General features: G+C 51.0%; 22 protein-coding genes. 3 read left to right on the top strand and 19 right to left on the bottom strand.

The annotated features are described in order from the left end of the window. Positions 1-99: 99 nt before the first annotated feature. The 17 genes from L2I46_RS14830 to L2I46_RS14750 all read right to left on the bottom strand — a co-directional run bounded on the left by L2I46_RS14830 (position 100) and on the right by L2I46_RS14750 (position 12,335). Positions 100-1,197, bottom strand: coding sequence for a phage tail-collar fiber domain-containing protein (locus L2I46_RS14830; protein ID WP_117053924.1), 1,098 nt, complete (start codon positions 1,195-1,197; stop codon positions 100-102). Further along, entirely contained in the window at positions 1,197-1,409 is a 213-nt protein-coding gene (locus L2I46_RS14825; RefSeq protein ID WP_009486478.1) for a hypothetical protein, read from the bottom strand. The genes L2I46_RS14830 and L2I46_RS14825 overlap by 1 nt, the downstream gene beginning before the upstream one ends. Continuing rightward, positions 1,406-4,432, bottom strand: coding sequence for a phage tail protein I (locus L2I46_RS14820; protein ID WP_236947984.1), 3,027 nt, complete (start codon positions 4,430-4,432; stop codon positions 1,406-1,408). The genes L2I46_RS14825 and L2I46_RS14820 overlap by 4 nt, the downstream gene beginning before the upstream one ends. Then, the gene (locus L2I46_RS14815; protein WP_024359483.1) at positions 4,422-5,345 is read right to left on the bottom strand and encodes a baseplate assembly protein; all 924 of its coding nucleotides are present in this window, start codon (positions 5,343-5,345) and stop codon (positions 4,422-4,424) included. Before L2I46_RS14815 ends, L2I46_RS14820 begins: the two co-directional genes overlap by 11 nt. Before the next feature lies 1 nt (position 5,346). Continuing rightward, positions 5,347-5,697 carry a GPW/gp25 family protein gene (locus tag L2I46_RS14810; RefSeq protein ID WP_017898624.1) on the bottom strand — a complete coding sequence of 117 codons (351 nt, stop codon included), beginning with the start codon at positions 5,695-5,697 and terminating at the stop codon, positions 5,347-5,349. Beyond that, complete coding sequence (locus L2I46_RS14805) at positions 5,694-6,281, bottom strand: phage baseplate assembly protein V (protein WP_048299357.1); 588 nt, start codon at positions 6,279-6,281, stop codon at positions 5,694-5,696. The genes L2I46_RS14810 and L2I46_RS14805 overlap by 4 nt, the downstream gene beginning before the upstream one ends. Continuing rightward, a complete protein-coding gene (locus L2I46_RS14800) occupies positions 6,278-6,913 on the bottom strand; it encodes a phage virion morphogenesis protein (protein ID WP_116954701.1) in 636 nt (211 codons plus the stop codon). Before L2I46_RS14800 ends, L2I46_RS14805 begins: the two co-directional genes overlap by 4 nt. Next, positions 6,910-7,377: a phage tail protein gene (locus tag L2I46_RS14795; protein ID WP_032445025.1), complete on the bottom strand. Its 468-nt coding sequence runs from the start codon at positions 7,375-7,377 to the stop codon at positions 6,910-6,912. Before L2I46_RS14795 ends, L2I46_RS14800 begins: the two co-directional genes overlap by 4 nt. Next, the gene (lysC, locus tag L2I46_RS14790; RefSeq protein ID WP_064175406.1) at positions 7,378-7,569 is read right to left on the bottom strand and encodes an Rz1-like lysis system protein LysC; all 192 of its coding nucleotides are present in this window, start codon (positions 7,567-7,569) and stop codon (positions 7,378-7,380) included. Next, positions 7,559-7,879, bottom strand: coding sequence for a DUF2570 domain-containing protein (locus L2I46_RS14785; protein WP_236947986.1), 321 nt, complete (start codon positions 7,877-7,879; stop codon positions 7,559-7,561). The genes lysC and L2I46_RS14785 overlap by 11 nt, the downstream gene beginning before the upstream one ends. Before the next feature lie 20 nt (positions 7,880-7,899). Continuing rightward, positions 7,900-8,445 carry a lysozyme gene (locus tag L2I46_RS14780; RefSeq protein WP_064175405.1) on the bottom strand — a complete coding sequence of 182 codons (546 nt, stop codon included), beginning with the start codon at positions 8,443-8,445 and terminating at the stop codon, positions 7,900-7,902. Then, positions 8,442-8,726 carry a hypothetical protein gene (locus L2I46_RS14775; protein ID WP_064175404.1) on the bottom strand — a complete coding sequence of 95 codons (285 nt, stop codon included), beginning with the start codon at positions 8,724-8,726 and terminating at the stop codon, positions 8,442-8,444. The genes L2I46_RS14780 and L2I46_RS14775 overlap by 4 nt, the downstream gene beginning before the upstream one ends. Then, positions 8,717-8,917: a tail protein X gene (locus tag L2I46_RS14770; RefSeq protein ID WP_004131559.1), complete on the bottom strand. Its 201-nt coding sequence runs from the start codon at positions 8,915-8,917 to the stop codon at positions 8,717-8,719. Before L2I46_RS14770 ends, L2I46_RS14775 begins: the two co-directional genes overlap by 10 nt. After that, the gene (locus L2I46_RS14765) at positions 8,917-9,432 is read right to left on the bottom strand and encodes a head completion/stabilization protein (protein WP_023339940.1); all 516 of its coding nucleotides are present in this window, start codon (positions 9,430-9,432) and stop codon (positions 8,917-8,919) included. The genes L2I46_RS14770 and L2I46_RS14765 overlap by 1 nt, the downstream gene beginning before the upstream one ends. 112 nt (positions 9,433-9,544) lie before the next feature. Then, on the bottom strand, positions 9,545-10,402 hold the full coding sequence (gpM, locus tag L2I46_RS14760) for a phage terminase small subunit (protein ID WP_023287465.1): 858 nt from the start codon (positions 10,400-10,402) through the stop codon (positions 9,545-9,547). A 49-nt stretch (positions 10,403-10,451) separates the two neighbouring features. Then, positions 10,452-11,486, bottom strand: a complete 1,035-nt coding sequence (locus tag L2I46_RS14755) for a phage major capsid protein, P2 family (protein ID WP_004213107.1) — start codon at positions 11,484-11,486, stop codon at positions 10,452-10,454. 9 nt (positions 11,487-11,495) lie between these two features. Next, entirely contained in the window at positions 11,496-12,335 is an 840-nt protein-coding gene (locus tag L2I46_RS14750; protein ID WP_004213106.1) for a GPO family capsid scaffolding protein, read from the bottom strand. Between the two features lie 156 nt (positions 12,336-12,491). Here L2I46_RS14750 and L2I46_RS14745 point away from each other — a divergent pair, with 156 nt between their 5' ends. From L2I46_RS14745 to L2I46_RS14735, 3 genes are all read left to right on the top strand, one after another. Next, complete coding sequence (locus L2I46_RS14745; protein WP_004213105.1) at positions 12,492-14,219, top strand: terminase large subunit domain-containing protein; 1,728 nt, start codon at positions 12,492-12,494, stop codon at positions 14,217-14,219. Beyond that, positions 14,213-15,274, top strand: coding sequence for a phage portal protein (locus L2I46_RS14740; protein WP_064175402.1), 1,062 nt, complete (start codon positions 14,213-14,215; stop codon positions 15,272-15,274). Before L2I46_RS14745 ends, L2I46_RS14740 begins: the two co-directional genes overlap by 7 nt. Positions 15,275-15,674: 400 nt before the next feature. Continuing rightward, positions 15,675-17,498, top strand: coding sequence for a hypothetical protein (locus L2I46_RS14735; RefSeq protein ID WP_139118282.1), 1,824 nt, complete (start codon positions 15,675-15,677; stop codon positions 17,496-17,498). A gap of 222 nt (positions 17,499-17,720) precedes the next feature. On the opposite strand, the gene L2I46_RS14730 is transcribed toward L2I46_RS14735, so the two are convergent. Both L2I46_RS14730 and L2I46_RS14725 read right to left on the bottom strand, forming a co-directional pair. Beyond that, positions 17,721-19,466, bottom strand: coding sequence for an LA2681 family HEPN domain-containing protein (locus L2I46_RS14730; RefSeq protein WP_236947983.1), 1,746 nt, complete (start codon positions 19,464-19,466; stop codon positions 17,721-17,723). A 93-nt stretch (positions 19,467-19,559) separates the two neighbouring features. After that, on the bottom strand, positions 19,560-22,097 hold the full coding sequence (locus L2I46_RS14725) for a replication endonuclease (protein WP_236947982.1): 2,538 nt from the start codon (positions 22,095-22,097) through the stop codon (positions 19,560-19,562). Positions 22,098-22,132 lie beyond the last annotated feature (35 nt).

Here is a 22,132-nt window from a genome sequence, read left to right as displayed (position 1 = left end):
TGCTAATTGATTACAACATGAATAATCTTTTAACTCAACACGGGTCTGAGTTCAGCGTTCCTACTACGGCGAAACTATTACACAAACACAGAGAGATTTTTATGTCGTTCTTATCCACATACAAAGAGAAACATATTCGTTGGTCACATCTACCGGTTTGTTGCTAGATTCATTCAGGCCTGCTGCATCAATGTAGGTTCCTTCAGTCAGCGCCAGCGGTCCACTTTTCTGGTTATCTGTTCCATGTGTTGTGGTCGGATCCCACGTTGCTCCGGGGGATCTGTCACCGGAGCGGTGCCAGTGTGGAGGCAAATTATCGGCTTCAAGCTTCACCTTGTTGCTGCCGCCGGTCACACCATACTGAGAACCAATCCTGACAACCCTATCAGCAAAGGTTTCGCTTAAATCCATCCACGTCTGCCAGGGGAACCGCTCAGCCGGGCTTTGCTCACCTGAGATAACGATCCCAACGTAAAAAATAGCGTCAACAATTGCCCTATAGGCCGCTCCGTCGCTGTTGAGTCCCAGCGCCTTCAGGGCTTCGGATGTATCGCTCAGATCGGAAAGATTATTCTCTTTCTGAAGTGCACCGGTGATCCGCGAGTCATCCCCCGCAGCTACCGTTCCCGTCTCGGTGCCCACGTCCCGCGTGGCTGAGTTTCCAAGCTCCAGATTTTCCCGGGCCTCTTCTGTATCGTTTAAATCAGCAAGATTTTGTGCTCGCCGCAGATAACGTTTATCGCCCGTTTCCAGCGTGATAGTGGCAAGTGTCGGATCGATAACGAGCTGCACATTTGAGCTGTGCGTCAGCGTCAACACCAGCGTCAGAATGATCTCTTTGATAATGGAATCCGATTGCGCCGGGAGGTATGTCGCCGGGTATGTGCCGTAAGCGATGAGCGTACCCTTAGCGCTGACCAGCCCCGCTTCTCTGAGCGTTTTACCCGGATAATCCTGACAGTTGATAACGATCTGCCCGCTGATAAACCCCTCATAGCTTGAATCAGAGTCAAAGGTTTCACGGCCAAACTGTCCAAAAAGCGCCGTCACCGCCGCCAGCTCATCGGGATCGGTCGGCAATGTCACGCCGCCACCATCGCCGATCAGCACGGAGGTAATATCCACCACCTCCCCCGCCTGATACGCGGCCTCGATTTCGGCGGCGCCCGCCGTAGTTAGTGTCAGTCCCGTGGCCATTATACCTCCTCACTTTTTGTTTCTGGCTCAATGCCGTACACGCTGGCAAGTTGATCATAAAAATCATCACTCACGGTCTTGCGGTCAGCATCGATATCGCCTTCATCAAGATAAATCACACCAGCGATCTGAAGCCGGTTCAGGTGTTCCAGGAAAAACGCATCGGTCTGACAAAAGTCGATCAGGCTTTTTAATTGGTTGAATGTTTTCATAGTTTGTTCGTTATCCAGTTGCCGGGTAAATCGTCGTAATCGTCCAGGCCCGCACAGGCATAAAACGCGTAATAGTGCGCGGTGACGTTCGGCACTTTGCCCATAAATACCAGGCCTTTGCCGGCGAGTAATGCGCAGCTCCTGAATATTGCCGTTGTGGTGACAATCTCCGGGTAACTCGCAAGATTAAATATCGTGTTAACGTCGCTGTGTAATGACGCGCAGCCGTCAAACAGATAACCCACCGTCGTTACCGCCGTGGTGTTGAGTAATCCCGCCCCGACGACTTCCAGCGCACTGCATTCCGAAAAGACATTCGTGAATACCGTGGCACTTATGCTGGCGGCAAAAAGACCGGCTGGCACTGAGCGCAGGTTTTTACAGCCCCTGAAAGTCTGGCCGTAAGAGGTCACCAGCGGGTTGCCGCTGAACAGGTTTTCCGGTATTTCCTCCACGCCGGTATTCTGGAACGTGGCGCCAAACGAGGTAATAAGCGAGCAGGACGCGAACAGCGTCGGCGGAATATTTACCAGTGAGGTGCAACCGTAGAACGTCGATCCGGCACCGGACAGCAGAATGTTGTTTTTCAGCAAATCGCCGGGCAATACCGCCAGTGAGGTACAACCCGAGAATGTCAGCGTTAACGAAGTGAGATTGATGCAACCATCAAGCAGGCCGGATGGTAGCGCGATCAGTGAAGTACAATCCCGGAATGTCGATCCCATGCCTTTCAGGGACACCATGTCGCTGAATAGTTGTTTTGGCAGTCCAGCCAGCGCGGAGCACTTTTCGAACAAGAAATCGACGGCTGTCACTTTGGCGCAACCGGCAAACATATCTCCCGCGAGAGAAACCAGAGAGCGGCAACCTGAAAACGTATAGCCCAGGCTGGTTAACGCGCTACATCCCCGAAATGCGCCGTCCCCCACAGATACCAGCGAAGTACAGTTTACAAAAGCGTATGTGAATGTCGTTACCAGCGCTTTCTCAGCAAAAGCATCAGCATCAATTTTCGTGAGCGATCCACAGTTAGCAAAAGCGTATGAGAAAGTGGTGACTTTCGCGCAGTCAGTAAAAGACGGGAGCGCCGTCAGGCTACTGCACCCATAAAACGTACTGGCAAAGGTCGTCACCTCTACGCAGCCGCTGAAAATATCTTTCGCTACAGTTTCAAGAGAGCGGCAGCTGTAAAATGCAGAGGCGAATGTCTGCGCCTGGCTGCACCCGGCAAATAAACCCGCGCCGACCGTTTTCAGCGAACTGCAACCAGAAAAGACCGTGCCGAAATAGGTCGCTTTCGACAGACCAGCAAACAGACCGGCAGGAACAGAAAGAAGCTGCGAACAGCCAGTGAATGCACCGCCAAAATGATTCGCTTCAGAACATGTTTTAAACAGGTTGGCGGGAATTGCCGTCAGTGCCGTGCAATTCTGGAATACGCCGGTGAATGCGCCGCCCGGAACATCCGCAAACATATCAGCAGGCAAGACAAGAAGATTTTTACACGCCCTGAAGCTATAAGAGAATGTCCCTGCTGAACCGCATCCTGTAAATATTCCCGTGCCGATATTTGCAAGCATTGAGCAACCATCAAACGCGTAACTGAAATTCACCGCAGATACACAGCTGTGGAACAGATTATTGCCGATACTGATCAGGCCGGTGCAGCCTGCAAATACCGATGAGAAGTCGATCACATCGGGCTGGTTTGCAAATAGCCCCGATGGAACCTCAGTAAGCGATGTACACCCTCTGAATGCGTCTGAAAAATCCTCTATCTTCATGCGAGAAAACAACGATGCCGGAATACCTGTAAGCGACGAGCAGTTGGTAAAAATATTTTTGCAGTTATTCACGTTTGGCAAATCGTCAAATGCTCCGGGACGAATAGCCATTAATCCGGTGGTATCCAAAGCGAACCCTGAAAGATGACCTCTTTCCCCTGTAACACTAATCAATTCCACAACAGGGTTCAGTTTCGAAGAATAGTTAGATAAACGGCTGCGCAGACAGGCAGTTTCCGTGTTCTTAACCGTGATGGTGTATTCCTTTCCCTGTACTAATTCACGTGTAGGAATAACCCAACCTGAAGCTTCACTGGCGGGATCGAAACGGTAATCCCGGCTGTCAATGCCGTCGCCATAGTCAACCGTGAAACCCTCGTCCATATGAGCAAAGAATATTGGCCTGGTTGCACTGTCGATGCGGGTAATGAACTTCATTACCGCGACCACTTTTATGCTTATCACCGCACTGACGCCATTAGTCGTCGTAACGGTGACCGAACAGGTACCTCGCTTCATGCCCGTAACCAGAATATCGCCGTTTACTATCCGGACGGTCGCGATTGTTTGATCCGATGTAGTTACCGTAAAGGTTTTATCTTCCGCGTATTCGGGGAGAATTGTCACCGTGACCGTTTCCGCGTCACCGGGGGCCAGATTCAGCTCGTAGCGGGATAAAACCACCTGCAACGGGACAAAGCGCGGCGTGATTTTCTCCGTGGCGTACATGTAACCGGCCGCATACGAGGTTCCCTGAAGTCGGCCAAATACATGAACGGAAAACCAGCTGCGCAGATTCCTGGCGCGCAGCACCGCCAGTTTCAGATCCTGCTGGTCGTATTCCGTCACCGGCAAATCGTTCTGATACACGTTCAGGCGAAAGGTATACGGATCCCCTTTCGGGTTCTGATTGAACCATTCAACAATATCCGTCCCGAAAGGACTGTCCACCAGGGCATGACGGACGGCGGCGACCGTACCACGATGGCGGTGGATGTAGTGGGCGCGCTTGATCGCATCGCGTTTCTTTTGTTCTGACCAGTTAATATTCCAGGTATCAACCTGGTATTCCCACGCCAGCCACGGCAGAAGCGCCAGCGGGCAGCTGTCCGGATCTTTAACCCAACGGATCAGATATACCGGCAACCTCTCCAGTGCGGCGGCGCTGGCCCTGTCGATGGCCCGCTCCACGGCGGTTGCGTTGGGTGGCAGAATGCTGGCGGGATAATTAGCGGTCATAGTCCATCACCACAAGATTGATTTTCACAGAGGTGCAATGAGGCGCTTCGCCCATCGTCGCAACGACGTCGGCGGCCGGTGAATGCAAATCGACGGTGACAACGCCGTCCTGATGCAAAGCCCCGTCTATGCCCGACCGTGCAGCGGTGGCGTTGATAAGATGCACTGAGGCGGTGTATTCGTTCAGTGCTGCGGTGGCTTTTTCCAGCACCGTGGCGGTGTCCACGCCGTAAGGGACGTAAATGTCAGCAACCACCTGATAATTCACTATCACAGCGGAACGGACGTAATCAGCCACATAATCCGTAATCGGGCGCACGTCTTCCGGGTTAACCGCCGCCAGGACTTTATCGAGCAGCGCCTGCGGGGCGGATCCATCCCCGGTGCGTGACAGCACGTAAAGGAAAACGCGGCCCTCCTGATCATGCGTCTCCGGGCCATAGGCGCGCACGTCGAGCACATCCGCATCTGCGCCTCGCGCAAAATAGTGATAGGCATTACGGGCGCCCGCCGTGCTCAGGCGCGCCCATGAGAGCAGCGTGCGGGCGCGCAGCTCTTCGTCGCTTTCGTATACGGCGTCCGCCTCGTCGGTGGCTTCAGTAATCAGCAGACGTTCAGTGTCAAAATTACCCGAGACCTGATCGAGATCCGCCCCCAAGGCGCTGGAAAGCAGCACTGCGCGCACGGCTTCATTGATGCGTTGCAGCAGATGGATCTCGCGATAGGTGAAGGCCTGAGCCAGTGCCGCCATCGGTTCAGATTCCAGCAACAGCGCAGCAGACACAGAAGCCTGAAGTTCCGCAGGCATGGCCGCCACGATAAGCGCCCGGATATCAGCCAGCACCGTTTCAAAATCGGGCACCTCGACGATATCAGGCTGCGGGATCTGAGATAAATCGACGGACGTTTGCACACTAGCTCCTTAACCTGATGGTGTTGCTGGTTTCTGTCATGGTTTCCGTGATGGTCCCGCTCAGCTCGGCGGTCACTGCGCCTGTTTCTGAAAACACCACGTTGACGGTGGTCAGGCTGATCCGCGGCTCCCACTGCGCCAGCGCGATAGCGGCGGCGCCCATCAGCTGCATGCGGGTGACGGCGTTCTGCGGCGCATCGAGCAAATCAGGGATCGCGCTGCCAAACTCCCGGCGCATCACACGCGAGCCTGTTGGCGTGGTGAGGATTTTTGTCACGGACTGCCAGAGCTGATCGTGATCGGTCAGCGCGCCGGTGCCTTCCGGGTTCATCCCGGTATAACTGGCTGTCATTGCGGGCCTCCTGTAGTACTCCCGCCAGACTGCACGCCACCGTGTTTATGTTCGTGCACGGTGATCCCGTTTGACTGCAACACGCCGCCGGAATGGATCACATCACCGGCCATCGTTCCGCCGTGGGTCAGTTCGAAAGTGCGCGCTTTAAGTTTTTCTGTGCATTCCACCTCGGGCGCGTCCAGCGTGACGCGGGTTTCTGCCTGGATATGCGCGGTTTTAATACCGGTTACGGACAGCGCTCCGGCATCGTCAGCGGCGTCGTAATGCAGGCGCGCGCCATCCGGTGCGGTGATGCTGATTTCCAGCAGACTGCTGCCCGTTGGCGGGTTATCTGCGCTGTATACAGAGCCAATCACAAACGCGTTTTCAGGGTTGCCACCCGGGCAACCGATCCAGACCTGCTCCCCTATCGAAGGCGGCAGCCAGATGCTGAACACCCCGGCGCGGGTCACGTTCCAGCGGATCCAGGTGGTCAGCAACCTGCCGGAACGAACGCGCACCGCTTTCTTGTCGGCGCTGATTTGCTCCACCACCCCCTGGCGCAGAATGTTTTCCAGCAGGCGCATCAGCTCAGCATTCATGACGCACCGCCCAGACTGCTAATAGCGGCGTTTTCCGTAGCGCTCAGGTCTGCCGGAGTCATGCCCAGCAGCTCGCGTGCCGGGTACTGCGCGTAGGCGCCCGGGCCAACTTCGTCTTTGAGGCCGTACTGGTGAATACGAGCAATGCGTGCGGCGATGCCATCAAATCCTACGGTAACGCCGCCCGCGTCCGGTCTGACCTTCATAAAACGCAGGGTACGCAGGCGGGTAAACATCGGTGCTTTTTTTGTCTCTGAATGCGTCGCTGATTGCGTTTTGATTTCCAGATACCGCTCGATATCGGCCCGGTAAAATGTGCGGATATCCCGGCGCTTCTCGTCAAAGCCAGTGATTGTCCGGCCATATTTACCGCGCCCGCCGCGCCAGTTTTTCAGCGCCCGCACCTCGTTATTCCAGAAGAACTTGATCCCCTGCTGGGTGCGGTAAACTTTGCGGCGGCGTACCGCGTAGCCGCTGCCGTCCGGGTTTTTCTGCGACGCGATACGGCGCTGCTGACTGCGGCGCACTGCCAGGCCAATTTTGCGCGCGGTACGGGTGCGCCCCGCCGGGCTGACGCCGTCGAGAATGTCCTGAAAGACCTGATCCAGCTCGCTGAACATCCGATCGCTCACGCTCCGGCCTCCTGAAGCATGCCTTCAAATACCAGCCCCCAACCAGAGGCGTGAGGGACCAGCACGCGCGGGCGCGGCTCCGGCAAATGCTCGGCATACGGCACGCCGTTTTCATCCAGTTGCACCAGTACCCGCTGACGCACCGGCAGCTCAAACATCAGATCGGCGGTGTCGTCGTTGTTAATCAGCGTGGTGAATTTAATCTGCTGGTTTTTATCCGGGTTCAGCAGCAGATCGGGCTGATTAAACCAGAGCCAGGCCATCAGCGGCAGCGTGAAGTCGTCAATGCTCCCGGCGTAGTTCATGACGAACAGCACCAGAGAATAGCGATACATGAAAGACGGTGTTTCACCGGTGGTTTCAATGCCACCCTCTTCAACAAACACCGTCCAGGCTTCCGGGTTCGCCCGGCACCAGGTATTTGCTTTCTCTATGGCGGCGCGGAGTGTGTTTATCTTCAGCATTTATGGCTCCTTTCGGGTGTTCTGGCGCAGACTGTCCCACTGGCGGATCGCCGCTTTGTCAGCATTGCAGGCATCAAGCGCATCCATCAGCCTGTCGCTGAATATCGCCACCGCGCCCCAGGTCACTGGCTTATCCAGCGCCGGGCGTGGCGTCTCTTCGGTCAGGCTCTCCGGGACGGGTTCACGGACCAACTGAATGACCGGCGCGGGCGGCGCGTTTTTGCAGGCTACGACTGACAGCGTCAGGCACAGGAGTAACAGCGCACGTGTCACCATTGAACGCGGCCTGCATTGCTTCACGTCGTCGCTCCCCTTCTGCATTACGCTGTTGCTCACGGACTTTCACCTCTGCCAGTAACTTATGGGTTTGTATGGCGGTCGCTTTCACTTCCTGGATAACCTGGTCGTAACCGGTCGCCGTTTCGGTCAGCAACTTGTTGCGGGTCCTGGCCTCGCTCAGCTGGTCGGTCTGCCACCAGACAGCAGCCAGAAGGACAAGCATCACAATCACACTGCCCGCCCTCATGACGGCGTACTCAGGCCCAGCAGGCACCAGGCTTTAAAATCATTGCGCCGGTTAACCAGGCCGGCGGAGCGCTTACCGCCCACATTGACGAAATCAGTCAGCCTGTTGCACATCTGCGGCCATTGTCTGGCCTGGGCATGCTTCCAGATCGTGGTCCTCTGCTTGCGTCCGTTTTTATCGGTGAACCACATCAGCCCGGTGCAGCCCAGATTCAGGGCGGCATCCGTCATGGCCTCAAAGGTGAGCTGGGGCATGTCGGCGCCGTGGAAATTGTTATTGATGCAGTTTTCAGCCCGTTGCAGATCGTTAACCCAGCGCCGCGCTATTTCCTGGTTGCTGTATTCGCGGTTTTCCACGCCGCCCGTGGAGCCGACACCAATGGTCAGAGCGCCCGCCGTGCAGTAATAAGGCGTGCTGCGGCAGTCTTCCCAACCGGCAATTTTCTGCTGCCCTTCTTTCGATGTTCTGACGCTCCCGGGCGCCAGCGAAATACCAAGGGCCACAATCACCGCAATCGAACATTTTTTGATGATGTTCTTCATGTCGGGTTATCCCCGTGCAGTTGCTCCAGCAGCTGCCGCTCGCGGTCCGAAAGGTTGCGGGTTTCCGCCTGGTGGAGAATCTGCTCTATCAAATCGTTACGGCGCTGGCTGGCCTGCTCAATGCGGCGGCGGTGAATCGCCAGCCGGACGGCGGAAACAATCCCCAGAAGAAGGCCAGCCAGCGCCAGTTTTTCGCTGACGGTCATGACGCCTACGCCGGTCACCAGGGCGGATGTCGCAAACGCAAAATATTCGTTAATACGATCCAGAGTCATTCCCATAACTGGACGGTTACCCGTTCCACCTCGCTGGTTATCACGGGCATCTCGATCTCCTGCCCGGCATTCAAAAATATCTGGTTGCTCAGTCCCGGATTGGCTTCGAGCACCTTCTCCGTGACACCTGCGGTTTTGCCGTAATGACGCCAGCAAAGCTGATCAACCGTGTCGTTTTGCAGCGCCCTGACTTTCATCAGAACAGCTCCGCATAGATCCGGGCTTCTTCCCGAATGTCAGCGATACTCCAGCGCCCGTCCCGCCAGAGATCATCTATTTGCCTGTCCAGGGCTTCGGCGTCTTTGTCACCTTTTGGCGTGGTGCCAACATCCCTGTAACCCTCCAGTACGCTGGCGCGCGTGAAGGAGTAGACCGCACGCCGGAAGCGGTAAACTTTTGCGCTTTCGCCGTTAATCTGCTCGACAGGTTCACCGGCGGAAGTCAGCAGTACAGAAGCCAGTGACTCCGCGCCTTCCGCTTCCCTTTGCTTGCGCCAGTCCTTCAATTGATCCGCGACATGCAGCGCGGCCTCCGTTGCCATATGCATTAATCGGGATGTTGTAATGTCACCGGCGATGCGGGCAGCCAGGCGCAGATCGTGGAGTTTTACCGTCGGCCAGAAAGTTCCGATGGCAATCTGTGCGCCGCCGTCGTCCACGTCTGTCACATCACTTTCAGCAGGTCTGACGGGGCGCTGTGCGATAAAACTCATCGTCGTTTCTCCTGTAGGTCAGGCGGTGGGCGTCCGGTAAAAAGACCGCATTACGGGCAGATCGCCGGGCGCGCCGCCTGTGGCGCGGGGCCAGTTCATTACGCTCAGGCGTTTACTTTGTGGCGGTTTTCGTTGTCTTTTTTGCCGCCGTTTTGCGGGTGGCTTTTTGAGTGCCGGCCGCCGTTTTCGTCTGCTTGCGCGTTCGTGTTGCTTTTTCTGTTGCGGGTGTTTCGGTTGCTGCTGTATCGCTGGATGAAGTCTCATCTTCCGCATCACCACTTGCCGCGCTGGTCTGCGGCGCCTTTTTCAAAGCGCTGACCAGAGAAGCGATCTCCCGTTTCACACCGGCACCCGGGTTCAGGCTCATGGCTTCCCGGAAGAGTTTCAGCGCTTCGCCTTTGGTTTCCGCGTCTTCCGTGTCGCGACGGCAAAACGCCCTCACCTTGCACAGCTTCGCGCGGACCTCATCCGGCATATCACTGTCAGCCACAATTTCGGCCAGCTCGTCCAGCATGGGGATATAGCCTGACAAATCGGCTCCGGCGTCCGTGGTGGCGAGGTTCAGAATGGGATTGCAGATTTCCTCGGCCAGTACCGTGGGTGCCGGGCGGCGATAGTTGTCATCCGGCATGCTCAGGCCATGCTTAACGACATAGCGCCCGATACGCAGCGCCAGCGCATAGTCGGAGCAGTCCACCGCCCACACCATCAGCGTGGTGATGACCGGATCCGCGCGCCCGCTGTCGCCCTCGATCGTGCCGTCAATCCATCCCTGAAACTCAGGAAGGATGCTGGCCTTTACAGCGGCCTTCGCCTGGCGGGACTGGATTTGGCTTAGCGAAGATTTATGCATATGCAGGCGAAAGAGGATCTGCTCATGCGCAGTGCGCGTCTCCGCGTCACGCTCATCACTGATGCCCCGCCTCTCTGCCATGACCTTCTGAAAGTGTCTTTGTGCCGGTGTCAGCATGGGTTCATTCTCCTGGGCGGGCTTGCTGCCCGCCATGTGATGGGGATTATCAGGCGAATGTCACGCCGTCGATCATGGCAATCATGCCGTACTCTTCAATGACATAGTCATCATTGCTGGACTGGTAAGTCGCCACGCGGTTGTAGTGCGGCTCTTCCCGGATAGAGCGACGCAGGGAGCCTTTCTGGTAGTACACAGAGAGGTTTTTCAGGTTGGTGATGAGCACGACATCTTCAGGAATGCCCGGAACAAAGACCGTCGGCAGGCCGCCGATCTTTTCCTGGCTGACAATGAGCTGCGCGGCCAGTAGTTCGGTATTCGGATTGGTCTGGCTGAGCGCGTTCACTTTCGGCAGGTTCACTTTCAGCAGCAGATCGGACGAGAGCACAGTCACCAGACCGGGTGCGCGGCGGAACCAGGGATCCATAAGGCTGTGGCGTGCATCGAGCACGGCGGCATCAATATTGCCGTAGGTGCCTGACGCAATTACCGCGTTATTCTCATCACGGGAAGTCAGCGTGATACCTGGCATAATGCGCTGCGGCGCCTCATTGCGTATCTTTTGCAGCCAGCCAACGCCGCAATCCTGCAATAACGGATAGGTCGTGCGGTCGGAGTTTTCAGAGTAATGCGTGCCATTAAAGCCAATCATCTGGCGATCCAGCCCCAGCTGACGGGCCATCGCATTACTGATTAATGACTGAAATTCAGGGTGACCGGCCCACGCGTCCAGCTCCGCATACGAAAGCGCATAGTCATAGTTGGTTTTGCGGCAGTGGTAGTTCTGCGGCTCTTTGTTATGGTTCGGTGCAGGGTTACGGCGGTTGGTGCCGTCCGAGCTGTTATTGGTGCTCGCCATCGGTCCCTTACTGCCAATTTTTACTTTCTGTCCTTCCTGCTCTTTAACCCCAAAGTGGTTAACCAGCTTCATGAAGTCATCCGACTCCATGGCGGCCTGTTCCAGTTTTTGCTGGATAGTCGGATCGACGCTGAAACGATTGGCAACGGCTGAGGGTGAGACACCGTTCAGATGTGCCTGGCGCACAATGTACTTATCAAATAGTTCGCGGGTCTGGTTTTCCATGGTTACCTCTTAGAAGTCTGCAAGCTGCGCGCTGCTGTTGCCGGTTGCCGCCGGTCGTGCGCTGTAATTTTCTGCGGGCTGGAGCTGAAGCTGACCGCGCAGCTCGTTAAGTTCGCTGGTCAGTTGCTGAATGGTGGCTTTATCCTGTTGGCGGTCCTGTTCCAGGGCACTGAACCGGTCAATCTGGTCTGCCTGAGATTGAGCAACGGCTTCAACAACCTGATGCAACTGACTGAACCGCTGATCGTCGGTTTTCTGGCCTTTACCAAGGATGCCCATCACGCGGTTGAACCAGTTGACGCCCTCCTCGCTGCGATGAGCGGCCAGTTCGATCACTTCAGCTTCAAGCGCATCAGAGAACAGCGGCGCCTCGATCTGCTGGTTATTGAAGGCCATCACCTGCGCGCGCTGCTGCGCGGCAAATTTAAGGCGCTCAGTCCCCAGACTTGCCGGGGTGTCCGTCATCGCCAGGCCGACCACATACGCCTTACCGTTAAGGGCAAACTGCGGATGCAGCTCAATACTGGAATAGATTTTTTTTCCTTCATCGGTGAGCTGCTTCATTCGTGCCGAAGCGTCGATCTCGGCATAGAGCGCCGTACGACCGGCCAGCGGCCCTTCGGTGATATCCTCCGCGCTTAAAGCAACAACATCCCCCATGGCGCCAAAATTGCTGTCAGGAAGCATGGAGAGATAGTGCTCCACGTTCACGCGGGCGCCGTAAACGGCCGGGTTGTAGCTCGCCGCTGCATCGCGGAGGTGCTGCGGCTGGATCTCGCGCCCGTCAACGGTGGCGCCGGAAACCGCAACGCGAAACTTTTTGCGGGCGGGTTTAGTCGTGCTGGCCATGTCGTTTTATCCTGTTGATTTATGTCAGTCGCTGCATCATCGCAGAGCCTGAAAGCCCGGCGCCACGCGGTTTTGTTGTCGGAGAACGGCCAGACCTGAAAGCCCGAGCCGCGGGGATCGCGCGCAGGTAATCTCCCTGCTCAAAAGGGGGAAGTGATGATTCAGGATGCGTTTATTCGATTAAGGGCAAAACAGCTCTACTGGCAGGGTTACCCGCCCGCCGAAATTTCGCGACTCATGGGCATCAACTCAAACACGGTTTATTCGTGGAAAAAGCGCGACGCATGGGATGACACAACGCCCATCAAACGGGTGACGCAATCCATTGACACCCGTCTCTGCCAACTGAGCGCGAAAGACAATAAAACCAGTGGCGATTTCAAAGAGATTGACCTGTTAACCCGGCAGTTGAAAAAGCTAGATACCGGGCAGGCTTCCACTATCACCGGCGTAAAAAAAACCAGTCGTCGCAAGAAGAAAAATCACTTCTCCGAGGAGCAGATCGAGGCGTTGCGCTTAAAAATTCTCGACTCTCTCGCATGGCACCAGCGCGGCTGGTACGAACAACGAGATCAGCGTAACCGGATGATCCTCAAATCGCGGCAGATCGGGGCAACCTGGTACTTTGCCCGCGAGGCATTACTGGGCGCACTGAGAACGGACGTTAAGCACGACTATCAGCGCAACCAAATTTTTCTGTCGGCGTCCCGCAAGCAGGCGCTCCAGTTCCGCAACTTCATCCGTAAAGCGGCTGAAGAGGTGGACGTCGAACTTAAAGGTGGTGAGCAAATCACGTTGTCAAACGGCGCGGAGCTGCATTTTCTCGGGACGTCGGCGGCGACGGCGCAGTCGTACACCGGCCACCTGCGATTTGATGAGTTTTTCTGGACAGGAAACTTTATCAACCTGCGCAAAGTTGCCGGCGCCATGGCAACGCTCAAAGGCTTAACACGCACGTACTTCTCCACGCCATCCAGCGAAAGCCATGAAGCCTATCAGTTCTGGACCGGCGATCGATGGAATGCGAAACGGCCTAAAGCGCAGCGCGTTGACTTTGACGTTTCATGGAAGAAAACCCATAGCGGCGTGCTTTACCCGGATAAAACGTGGCGGCAGATCGTCACTATTCAGGACGCTATCAATAACGGCTGGGACTACACCGACATTGATGAAATCCGGGACGAAAACAGCCCTGATGAATTTGAAAACCTGTACATGTGCGAGTTCGTCAAAGACGGCGAAAGCGCGTTCAATCTTAGCCAGTTACTGGGGTGCGGCGCTGACGGGTATGACGACTGGCCCGACTGGAAACCGTTCGCCAGTCGCCCTATGGGGCAACGTGAGGTGTGGCTGGGCTACGACGCCAACGGCGGCAGCGGCAATGGTGATGCCGGTGCTCTGTCCGTGACGGTCCCTCCCCTTGTGGCCGGCGGCCGGTTTCGCACGGTTGAATTGAAGCAACTGCGAGGGCTTGAGTTTGAACAGCAGGCGGCGGTCATCAAAGAGGCTGCCGAGCGCTACAACGTCACTCACATCGCCATTGACGGTCAAGGCGTCGGGGAGGCGGTCTGGCAGATTGTTAAAAACTGGTTCCCGGCGGCTATTTGCTACCAGATGAGCCTCTCTTCCAAGCGCGCCCTTGTCCTCAAAATGTTGCAGGTCATACGCGCCGGCCGCTGGGAATATGACCGCAGCGAGCAGGGTCTGGTCAGAGCCTTCAACGCTGTTCGCAAAGTTGTTACGCCCGGCGGTTTCATCACTTACGAAACGGACCGATCGCGCGGCGTAAGCCATGGTGATATGGCGTGGGCAACCATGCTTTCGATTATTAATGAACCGTTGGGCCAGGAAAGTGGCGGCGGTGGTTTCGCAATGGGATGGTAACTTTGAAAAAGAAATACGGTAAAAAGCCGATAGCCAGCACCGCCGGCCCTGACATTGTGGAGTCACTGAAGGCCGATCCCGCGTTGACAGCGTTCAGCTTTGACGGACCTTATCCCGTGCGGGATATGGCCGATTTGCTGGACAATCTCTATTGCATGGACAACGGGCGATACTATGAGACGCCAGTAGACTTTTACGGGCTGGCTAAAGCTCCACGTCAGAGCGCCTGGCATGAGTCGGCGTTGTATTTCAAACGAAATGTGCTCACCGGCTGCTTTATCCCGCACAAGCTGCTCAATCGCCAGACCTTTTCCGCGTTTGCGCTGGACTGGTTCACGTTTGGCAATGCCTATCTCGAATTGCCGCGTAATCGCCTGGGCGGCCCGCTACCCTTCAAACACTCTCTTGCGAAGTACACCCGGCGTGGGAGCACAGATCTCGATCAATACTGGTTTATCCGGCGCTGGAAAGAAGAGCACACGTTCAAATCAGGAACGGTTTGTCACGTTCTGAACCCTGATATTAATCAGGAGGTCTACGGTATGCCGGAATATATGGCAGCACTGCTGGCCGCCAGCCTGGCCCACTCCGCTGACATGTTCCGTAAGTTGTACTACGACAACGGATCGCATGCTGGATGTATTGTCTATATTGGCGCTGGACAGGTTGATGATAAAAGCATGAAGGCAGTCAAAGAGACGTTGACCGGTGCGCGTGGGAAAGGGGCATTTAAAAACCTGCTGCTGCATGCGCCAGGCGGCGGCAAAGACGGCGTGCAAATCCTCCCCTTCCAGCAGATCACGGCGAAAGATGAGTTTATCAACATTAAGAACGCCACACGTGACGACATACTCGCAGCGCACCGTATCCCGCCGCAGCTGATGGGCGCCATGCCAGAGGGAAACGGCTCATTTGGGGATATCGAGAAAGCCGCCCGGGTCTACGCTATCAACGAGCTGACGCCCGTAATGGAGGCGCTGAAGGTGGTCAATGAGTGGATCGGAGAAGAAGTGATCCGCTTTAACCCTTACGCATTGCTTACCGCTGAGAAATAACCGCCAGAAAACTCAGTTTCTTTAAACAACATCAGCCATTTATAACAGGCCAGCGTTTTCGCTGGCCTCATCTTTTCTGCTGAAAAAATCCCGCATCAGCGCCCCTCTGCGCGTCGCTGCTTTTTCCCAGCAAAGGGCATGCCTCCAACCAAAACGACCGCTCACCGTGACGCAGAAACCGTCAAATTGCGTATTCTGCCGCCTTCCCTACTCTGACCCGCTTGCGGGGGCTTGCCCCCCGTCACCTGCGCACGCAAAAGACATGAGTTTTTATGCAACAATCAAACATATCAGAACCATTACTCTGCCGCCTCTGCATTAAGTTATACTATCTTCATGAGATCGTGCATTTTTGTACATCATCTTGCATTTTCCAGAACAATAAGAGGATCATCAATCAGTGACTAAATCTAAGTTTTTATCTTTAGATACAAAAATCCAACAGTTAAAAAAAACCACTCATGGATTGAAACTCCGAGATATATGCAATAATTTATTTATGGTGCTAATTAAATTTGGACGTTTTAACAAAACTGTCGAATTGCACTCACCCTCAAGACAAACATTATATCTTTTAGGTATTTTAGCATCTCAAAAACAAACGGAAGAAGATAAGAACTGTAGTGATGATTGCATGAAAAAAATAAACTCACTATTAAATGAAATTTTCGGGAAATATCTAAATGCATATATACCGACAGCAAAAGAAATGGTAGGTGAATTAGAATGGTTAAAAAATCGAGATATCTCAGCGCTCAGTTTCTTAAGTTATTTCTTTGAGTCTCCAAAAATCGCATCCGAACAAATTCGTTTAGAAAACTTGAATTCATTTGAAAAATTCAATACTGAACTTAAAGCTAAAAGCGGATTGAATATTTCTGAAGCTGTAGAAATCGCAGATGCAATAGGTGATTTGCTTCAAAAGAATATAGATGAAATCTCAACTATAATCAATGAAATCGAAGAGTTACGAATTAAAGCATTCAGTTCTCCGAACATCGACCATAATATCATAGAGGAAGAGTTGGTTTGTAAATGCAAACCTAAAATGGCAGAAGTATTTGAAAGAATGAATTATATCTCATGTTTCAAATTCGATTTGTTAGAAGAGAAATTCACACCTGATGTAATTCAATCCTTTAAAAACTTGTTTGTGATTAAAAAAGGTGAAACCAATGAGATCCATTATATAACTGATGAAAATCCAGTTTTATCTAGCCCGATCCTTACTGAAGATAATGAATTATTTTATCTGTGCTCAATGAATTTTTTACATTTAGCTATACAAATCAACTTCGAGAATTTATTAAAACAAAGTTCAATTTCAGACAAATTTAGAAAGCATAGAGACATGCTTTTAGAAAAAGATACTGCTGAAATGTTCCGGAAATTCTTTCCAAAAGATGCGTTGATATTCGAAAGTGTATTTGAAAATAACAAATCAACTTATGAGCATGATTTACTAATCATACATGAAAGAGTGGCAATTGTTATTGAGGCTAAAGCATCACCACGAAGAGAACCACTAAGGGATCCAGAGAGAGCGTTTAAACGTATTAGCGATGATTTTAAGAAAAAGTCTGGTATTCAGAGCGGATACAATCAAGCCCGAAACCTTGAGAAATTACTTGAGCGAAAAGATATCACACCGTTATATACGAAGAAAGGTGAACTTCTTGCAGAAATAGATGGGAGGGAGATAAATGAGATTTATAGTATTTGCATAACTAAAGATGATTTTGGAGCATTAGCTACAAACCTTACGTTATTACTTGACAAAGACGAAGAAGCTAAATACCCATTAGTAATAAATTTTAGTGACCTAAAATACTTATTAGACTGTCTTCAATACGTTGAAAAAGACTGGTCATTTTTCGTAACTTATCTTCGCGAAAGACGATTAGTTCATGGTAAAATTTTATCAGCAGATGAGCTCGAATTTGCTGGGGCATTTCTTAAATATGGCACATTGTTTTTTACAGAAGAAATCCATGACAGACATACAAAAATAGCCCTAGACATAAATGAATCGAATATATTTGACGATATTCACTTTGCTCAATTAGAAGGAGTTAAATTCGAGGTGCCCTCTATCTCTCCACCATATGAAATCTTTAACAAAAACAAATTCATTAATAATTTTAAGCGTTCCAAAAAGGATAAAGAACACAAAAAAGAAAATAAGAAGAGATTTAAACACGCCAGAAGGAAAAACAGAAAATGATTATTTTAAAAATATTTTCAGATATTCAGTAAATTAGACAAGCTCATTCCCCCCTCGAAACAGCCGCATATTTAGCGGCTGTCTGAAAGCATCTAAAATCATGTAACTTTACTATATTGACTCAAACTTGAACTGACAGTATTCATTGGTACCATATAATCAAATCATGCAGCCATCAACAAACGTGAGCCGAACTTGACATTATAAATGTTCGAAAAACAATCATAAAAATTTCTTTAACGGCACATCTATTGGCAGGTAAATACCATCTTTTGGACGACTGCGCTCTTCAAAATAGATAGCTAATGATAAATAGATAATTGAATTTCTTGCTAATCCAATGAGTTGCATAAGTCTTTTTTCAAATTGGCTTATTGGGATTAAAAGAGAGTGAGAAGATAGCTTTTCTTTTTCATAAATTTTTGATTTTAATTCTATGAGCTTTGACTTCTTATTATTAATTTCCCCTTCAAGCTGTTGAGTTGTATAATAATCACCATCTTTTTTGGCTTGATCAATATTTAATTCAATCTCTCTAATTTCTTCTGAAAGTGTACTAGCTTCTTCCTGCATTTTTATAAACTCTTCATCATTGTAATTATTATGCGATGTTGCAAGTTCATAGCCAAAATCATCAACTATTTTTAATGACCGGTGTTCCATAGCATTTCTAATGTCTGCAAATGCCACTGCATCTGGATCTAACCATTTCGTTACTAAATCAGAGTCACCGACTTTACGAATATCTTTTAATATATAAAATAAAGCATGGATAAAATGATTGCCGCTATCTTTAAGTTTTTTATGTGGCCTCCACTTTTTATTACCACCTGTAAAGTCACGGAACAAATTATCCATGCTGATTTTCTTATCATATTTCAGTTCATTTAAATCAAAGAACCTACTAATTAAATATGCTATTTTATCAAAAAGTGAATATACTATCCTGAATGCTGACTTATATTGAGCAACCTTTAGATTATTAATTGAGTAAGTCATATCTTCAATTTGGTGATATGTTGAGTTAAACATATGCGGGGTATCATCTGGTATATCTTTTGAAGAAAAAATCAAGTACCGGGCATAACAGTAATCATTTTTTAACTCGTCATAATTACCATGATAAGATAATTCGTCGCTCATAGTGAGAGAAGCATTAAGCGATTGAATAAATGAGGGTAATTCGAAAACATCCTGATAAGTGATCGGATATTCACATGAATCATTCAAGTCATTAAGAAAGAGTCGGTTATTTGCACACCACTCTAAATACTCCTTCTGTTTTCTGGATATGTTTATTTCAGTATAATCTTTAAAATAATCGAAAGCCGATAATTCGAATGACTCCTCAAACCATCTTATAAAATTGAATAATCTGCCGCCTTTTTCTAGCGGCCCTCTTTGCTCAGGAGATAACTGACTGATATTCTCAATTGCTTTTTTTAAAAGTTTATAAGCTACAAGAAAATGATATTCTGCATGACCGTTATCATAAAGTGAATGTCCAAGAAAAATTTCATTACTGGCCTTTGCTATAATGGCAACAAGATTATTATCTATAGAAATAGCCTTATCATAATGGGTAATGCTACATAGCGTTCTGCCTTGTGATGAAAGGTGATTAGCTAAATTTGTCTCGATCATAGATCTAAGATTATTATATGCATGGATATTATTTTCGTGTTCTCTCCAATCTGCTTTAGGTAATGCATATAAAGCTTTCCGGTAGAATATGACAGATTTCATCAAATCATCTGAATACCACTCCGTTTTACGTGTTTCGTACAGTTTAGAGTAACAATTTCCTAAGCAGTAAAGAAAATGTGCCTCATAGAAAGGGTGAGTAAAGGTAAAATCCCGTTCTGTAAAACTTTCGACTAAAGCAGATAATGAAACGTGATCACCAGTGATGATGTATTCATCCGCACGTGAACTAAACTCGTCGAGTTCATCTTTTTGCAATAACAAAGTGCCTCTCCCTTAACTGTCCATAAGAAACTGATGGCAAACTCGCGACATTGTCCTCCCGCTCATCATAATCGTCATACATGCCCCATATTCTTAACTTACTCCGAAGAGAACAGCCCATGCCCGGGAATCCATCTTCCTTAGCATATCAGAGTAATGCCCTACAGGATTAACTGTGATGTGACCTACATCTACTTTATTGTGTTTTTTCAATAGGTTCCACACGTTCCGAATCTTAACATCTGAATTTTCGGGTTCCGTACTGTGCAGCCCCCCATCGTGAGTCGCGTAGTAAATGCGATCACCATAACGTATGCGTTTACCATTAAGTAAATGATTAACCTGGGATTCACTAAGTTCGATGCCAATAGATGAAGCAAAATCGCTCAACAAGACCTCAAGCGGAGAGTAATTCCGGGATGCTACGTGGCCCTGCGCTTTCTTCTTATTATAGATCTCCTCTGTAATCCTTTTCATTACAACCCGGCGCTCTTTTGCGGATAGTTTACTCACATCAAGTGATCCAGTTCCTTCATCAGGGGTCATTATCTCGGTTATAGCAACGTCAGTTACCATCTCTTTTTTGCGGATTTTTTGGTTTGGGGGACAGTTATTGCCACGAGTCCAAGGGGCGACGGGGTCGCCCTGGGCGGCGCTTTCAGCGCCTGGGTTAGCGGGAGCCTTCTTCACCATCTTCCAGGTATGGACATGCGTGCATATTTTGTTTTCCTTACCGGTGATTGGCGACCAAATGCCATAAATACGAATCCCGTGATCGCCATAGGTTCCTGGTTCGACTGTCGGCTCGTAGGCGGTATGAATGAGGTAATTTTTGCGGGGAACAAGTACACCGCCCTGCTTCATAATGTAAGTGGCAAAACAGCCAACATCAGCAGCAGCAAGCACAGCGTCCAGTTTTGGATCCATAAGTACCGGAGCACCCGGTTTGCTGGTTTTCATTGCACGAGTTGCCTGCGATGCGAACAATCGTAACTCGCGGTACGCCTGGCGGCCTGGAATCCCAAAAAAACGAAATTGTTGAACACGGTGCAACGATGCCCACGCAGTGACGTGCTCAGCGCTATCACGTAGTGATTTACCCGTCTCCTTGCTGACGGTATCACCCAGCCCACGCCCATCGATGTTTTTACTGACGTACTTTGCAATATAACTGGCCGGAGTCCCCTTTCGCGGGTCTATCAGCTTTGACTTGAAACGAGCGCCAGTGTTATTGCCAAGTTCGGCGCGATCTTCTCTGATAGCGAAACGACGCAGCAGCTCTGTGATTGCACGTCGATGTTTTTTACGCATAAAACACAATAAATGCCAGTGCACAGTGCCATCGTGATGTGGTTCGGCTACGCGGACGCCGTACCAGCGCAGCTCTTTTTTGTGCATTGCCTTACGGAATGCCGCAAACGTATCAACCAGATAGTCGCTGCTTTTCCTAACTGTCGAGTGATCCCATGTAGGGTTAGGCTTCCCGTTCATCAGTGTGGCGTGGTACTTAGACGGACAGGTGATGGTATAGAACATGGCGCAGTCGCCACGCATTTCAGCTATCAATTCCAGGCCTTTAACACAGGCCATCATCTCATTACGGCGGTGCGCTGGATTGCTGGCACTTGCAAGCACCACATCCTCCATGCTGAGCGTATCGCCATCTTCGTTAATCAGATCATGATTGCGGAAAAAATCCATCGCCTTACGGCGTTGTTCCCGCTTCTGCAACAGAATGTCATGGCTGACATAAGGTGATGTGTGCCGATGAACAAGGCACGCAGCCCGAAGCAACTCTTCCCGCCATTCGTTGCGGAGTTGCCACAGCTTACGTTGCCACCAGTCAGCACAACGCATACGGGCAAGCGCGCCCGGTATCAGCTCGTAATTAATCGGGTTGCGGCGATTATGTTTGCTGCGGAGCGCTTCATAACCCGGCGGGATAACATCAAGGCGTGACACTTCGGCCGCCACACGACGATAGAGCTCCAGTATTACGATGGGAGAAGCTAATTCATCGGTCAGCATCTCACCGCAAAGCTGGATAAAAATCATATCAATGTGCGCTGCGACCAGCGTTGAAAGCCGCTTAACCTCCCGCTGATTCAGTTCAGCAAGTCGAAGGAGTTGATCAAGGCTATCCCTGCCAGCCATGGTCTGGAATGACAGCGACGCCTGGTTAGCACGGACCCTGTCAATTCTCACTAATGAGGGAGTAATGACCTCATTCAGATAGGTAGGCAAATGGCGCGGATCTTCTGATTTTTCCAAATACTTAATCCTTGTTTCCAGCGGCTTGCGCAGGAAACCAGGCAAGCTGGCGACGTCATCACGAATCAGGGTAAGAGGATCAACACGATGGAGTTCTGCATGTCGCTTAGCTTTCTCAATCAGAGCATCATTCAATTCGTCATAGTGCCAGGGATCGCAATGTGCAACAGAAAAGAGGTGCTCTTCTGCTGCACGACTCATTGCTTCAGCCTGCTCGCGTTGATCGCTTTTATCCTGCTCATAAAGCGCAATCCAGACGGCCAGCGCAGATGGTTTCTGTGCAGGCACATCAACAGCATAAGGGTTTACTGGCTGCTTTCTGGCATTCCAGCTCCATGCCAAGGATGTGGAGTCAGGCATAACTTACCTTCGAATCTTATTTTGCAAAACCAATG

Origin of the sequence: Klebsiella sp. 2019SCSN059 (assembly GCF_021739525.1) — a bacterium.
Taxonomy (GTDB): domain Bacteria; phylum Pseudomonadota; class Gammaproteobacteria; order Enterobacterales; family Enterobacteriaceae; genus Klebsiella; species Klebsiella quasipneumoniae.
Note: the sequence above shows the minus strand (reverse complement) of the source record. Positions and strands in the feature narration are given on the sequence as shown.

Bases quoted from the DNA above. Each gene is read 5' to 3' on its own strand.
- L2I46_RS14810 (WP_017898624.1), bottom strand. From the start codon at position 5,697: ATGACAGCCAGTTATACCGGGATGAACCCGGAAGGCACCGGCGCGCTG.
- L2I46_RS14740 (WP_064175402.1), top strand. From the start codon at position 14,213: ATGGTAACTTTGAAAAAGAAATACGGTAAAAAGCCGATAGCCAGCACC.
- L2I46_RS14820 (WP_236947984.1), bottom strand. From the start codon at position 4,432: ATGACCGCTAATTATCCCGCCAGCATTCTGCCACCCAACGCAACCGCC.
- gpM (WP_023287465.1), bottom strand. From the start codon at position 10,402: ATGCTGACACCGGCACAAAGACACTTTCAGAAGGTCATGGCAGAGAGG.
- L2I46_RS14770 (WP_004131559.1), bottom strand. From the start codon at position 8,917: ATGAAAGTCAGGGCGCTGCAAAACGACACGGTTGATCAGCTTTGCTGG.
- L2I46_RS14795 (WP_032445025.1), bottom strand. From the start codon at position 7,377: ATGCTGAAGATAAACACACTCCGCGCCGCCATAGAGAAAGCAAATACC.
- L2I46_RS14785 (WP_236947986.1), bottom strand. From the start codon at position 7,879: ATGCTTGTCCTTCTGGCTGCTGTCTGGTGGCAGACCGACCAGCTGAGC.
- L2I46_RS14750 (WP_004213106.1), bottom strand. From the start codon at position 12,335: ATGGCCAGCACGACTAAACCCGCCCGCAAAAAGTTTCGCGTTGCGGTT.
- L2I46_RS14745 (WP_004213105.1), top strand. From the start codon at position 12,492: ATGATTCAGGATGCGTTTATTCGATTAAGGGCAAAACAGCTCTACTGG.
- L2I46_RS14825 (WP_009486478.1), bottom strand. From the start codon at position 1,409: ATGAAAACATTCAACCAATTAAAAAGCCTGATCGACTTTTGTCAGACC.
- L2I46_RS14725 (WP_236947982.1), bottom strand. From the start codon at position 22,097: ATGCCTGACTCCACATCCTTGGCATGGAGCTGGAATGCCAGAAAGCAG.
- L2I46_RS14805 (WP_048299357.1), bottom strand. From the start codon at position 6,281: ATGAATGCTGAGCTGATGCGCCTGCTGGAAAACATTCTGCGCCAGGGG.
- L2I46_RS14765 (WP_023339940.1), bottom strand. From the start codon at position 9,432: ATGAGTTTTATCGCACAGCGCCCCGTCAGACCTGCTGAAAGTGATGTG.
- L2I46_RS14775 (WP_064175404.1), bottom strand. From the start codon at position 8,726: ATGGGAATGACTCTGGATCGTATTAACGAATATTTTGCGTTTGCGACA.
- L2I46_RS14780 (WP_064175405.1), bottom strand. From the start codon at position 8,445: ATGAAGAACATCATCAAAAAATGTTCGATTGCGGTGATTGTGGCCCTT.
- L2I46_RS14755 (WP_004213107.1), bottom strand. From the start codon at position 11,486: ATGGAAAACCAGACCCGCGAACTATTTGATAAGTACATTGTGCGCCAG.
- L2I46_RS14830 (WP_117053924.1), bottom strand. From the start codon at position 1,197: ATGGCCACGGGACTGACACTAACTACGGCGGGCGCCGCCGAAATCGAG.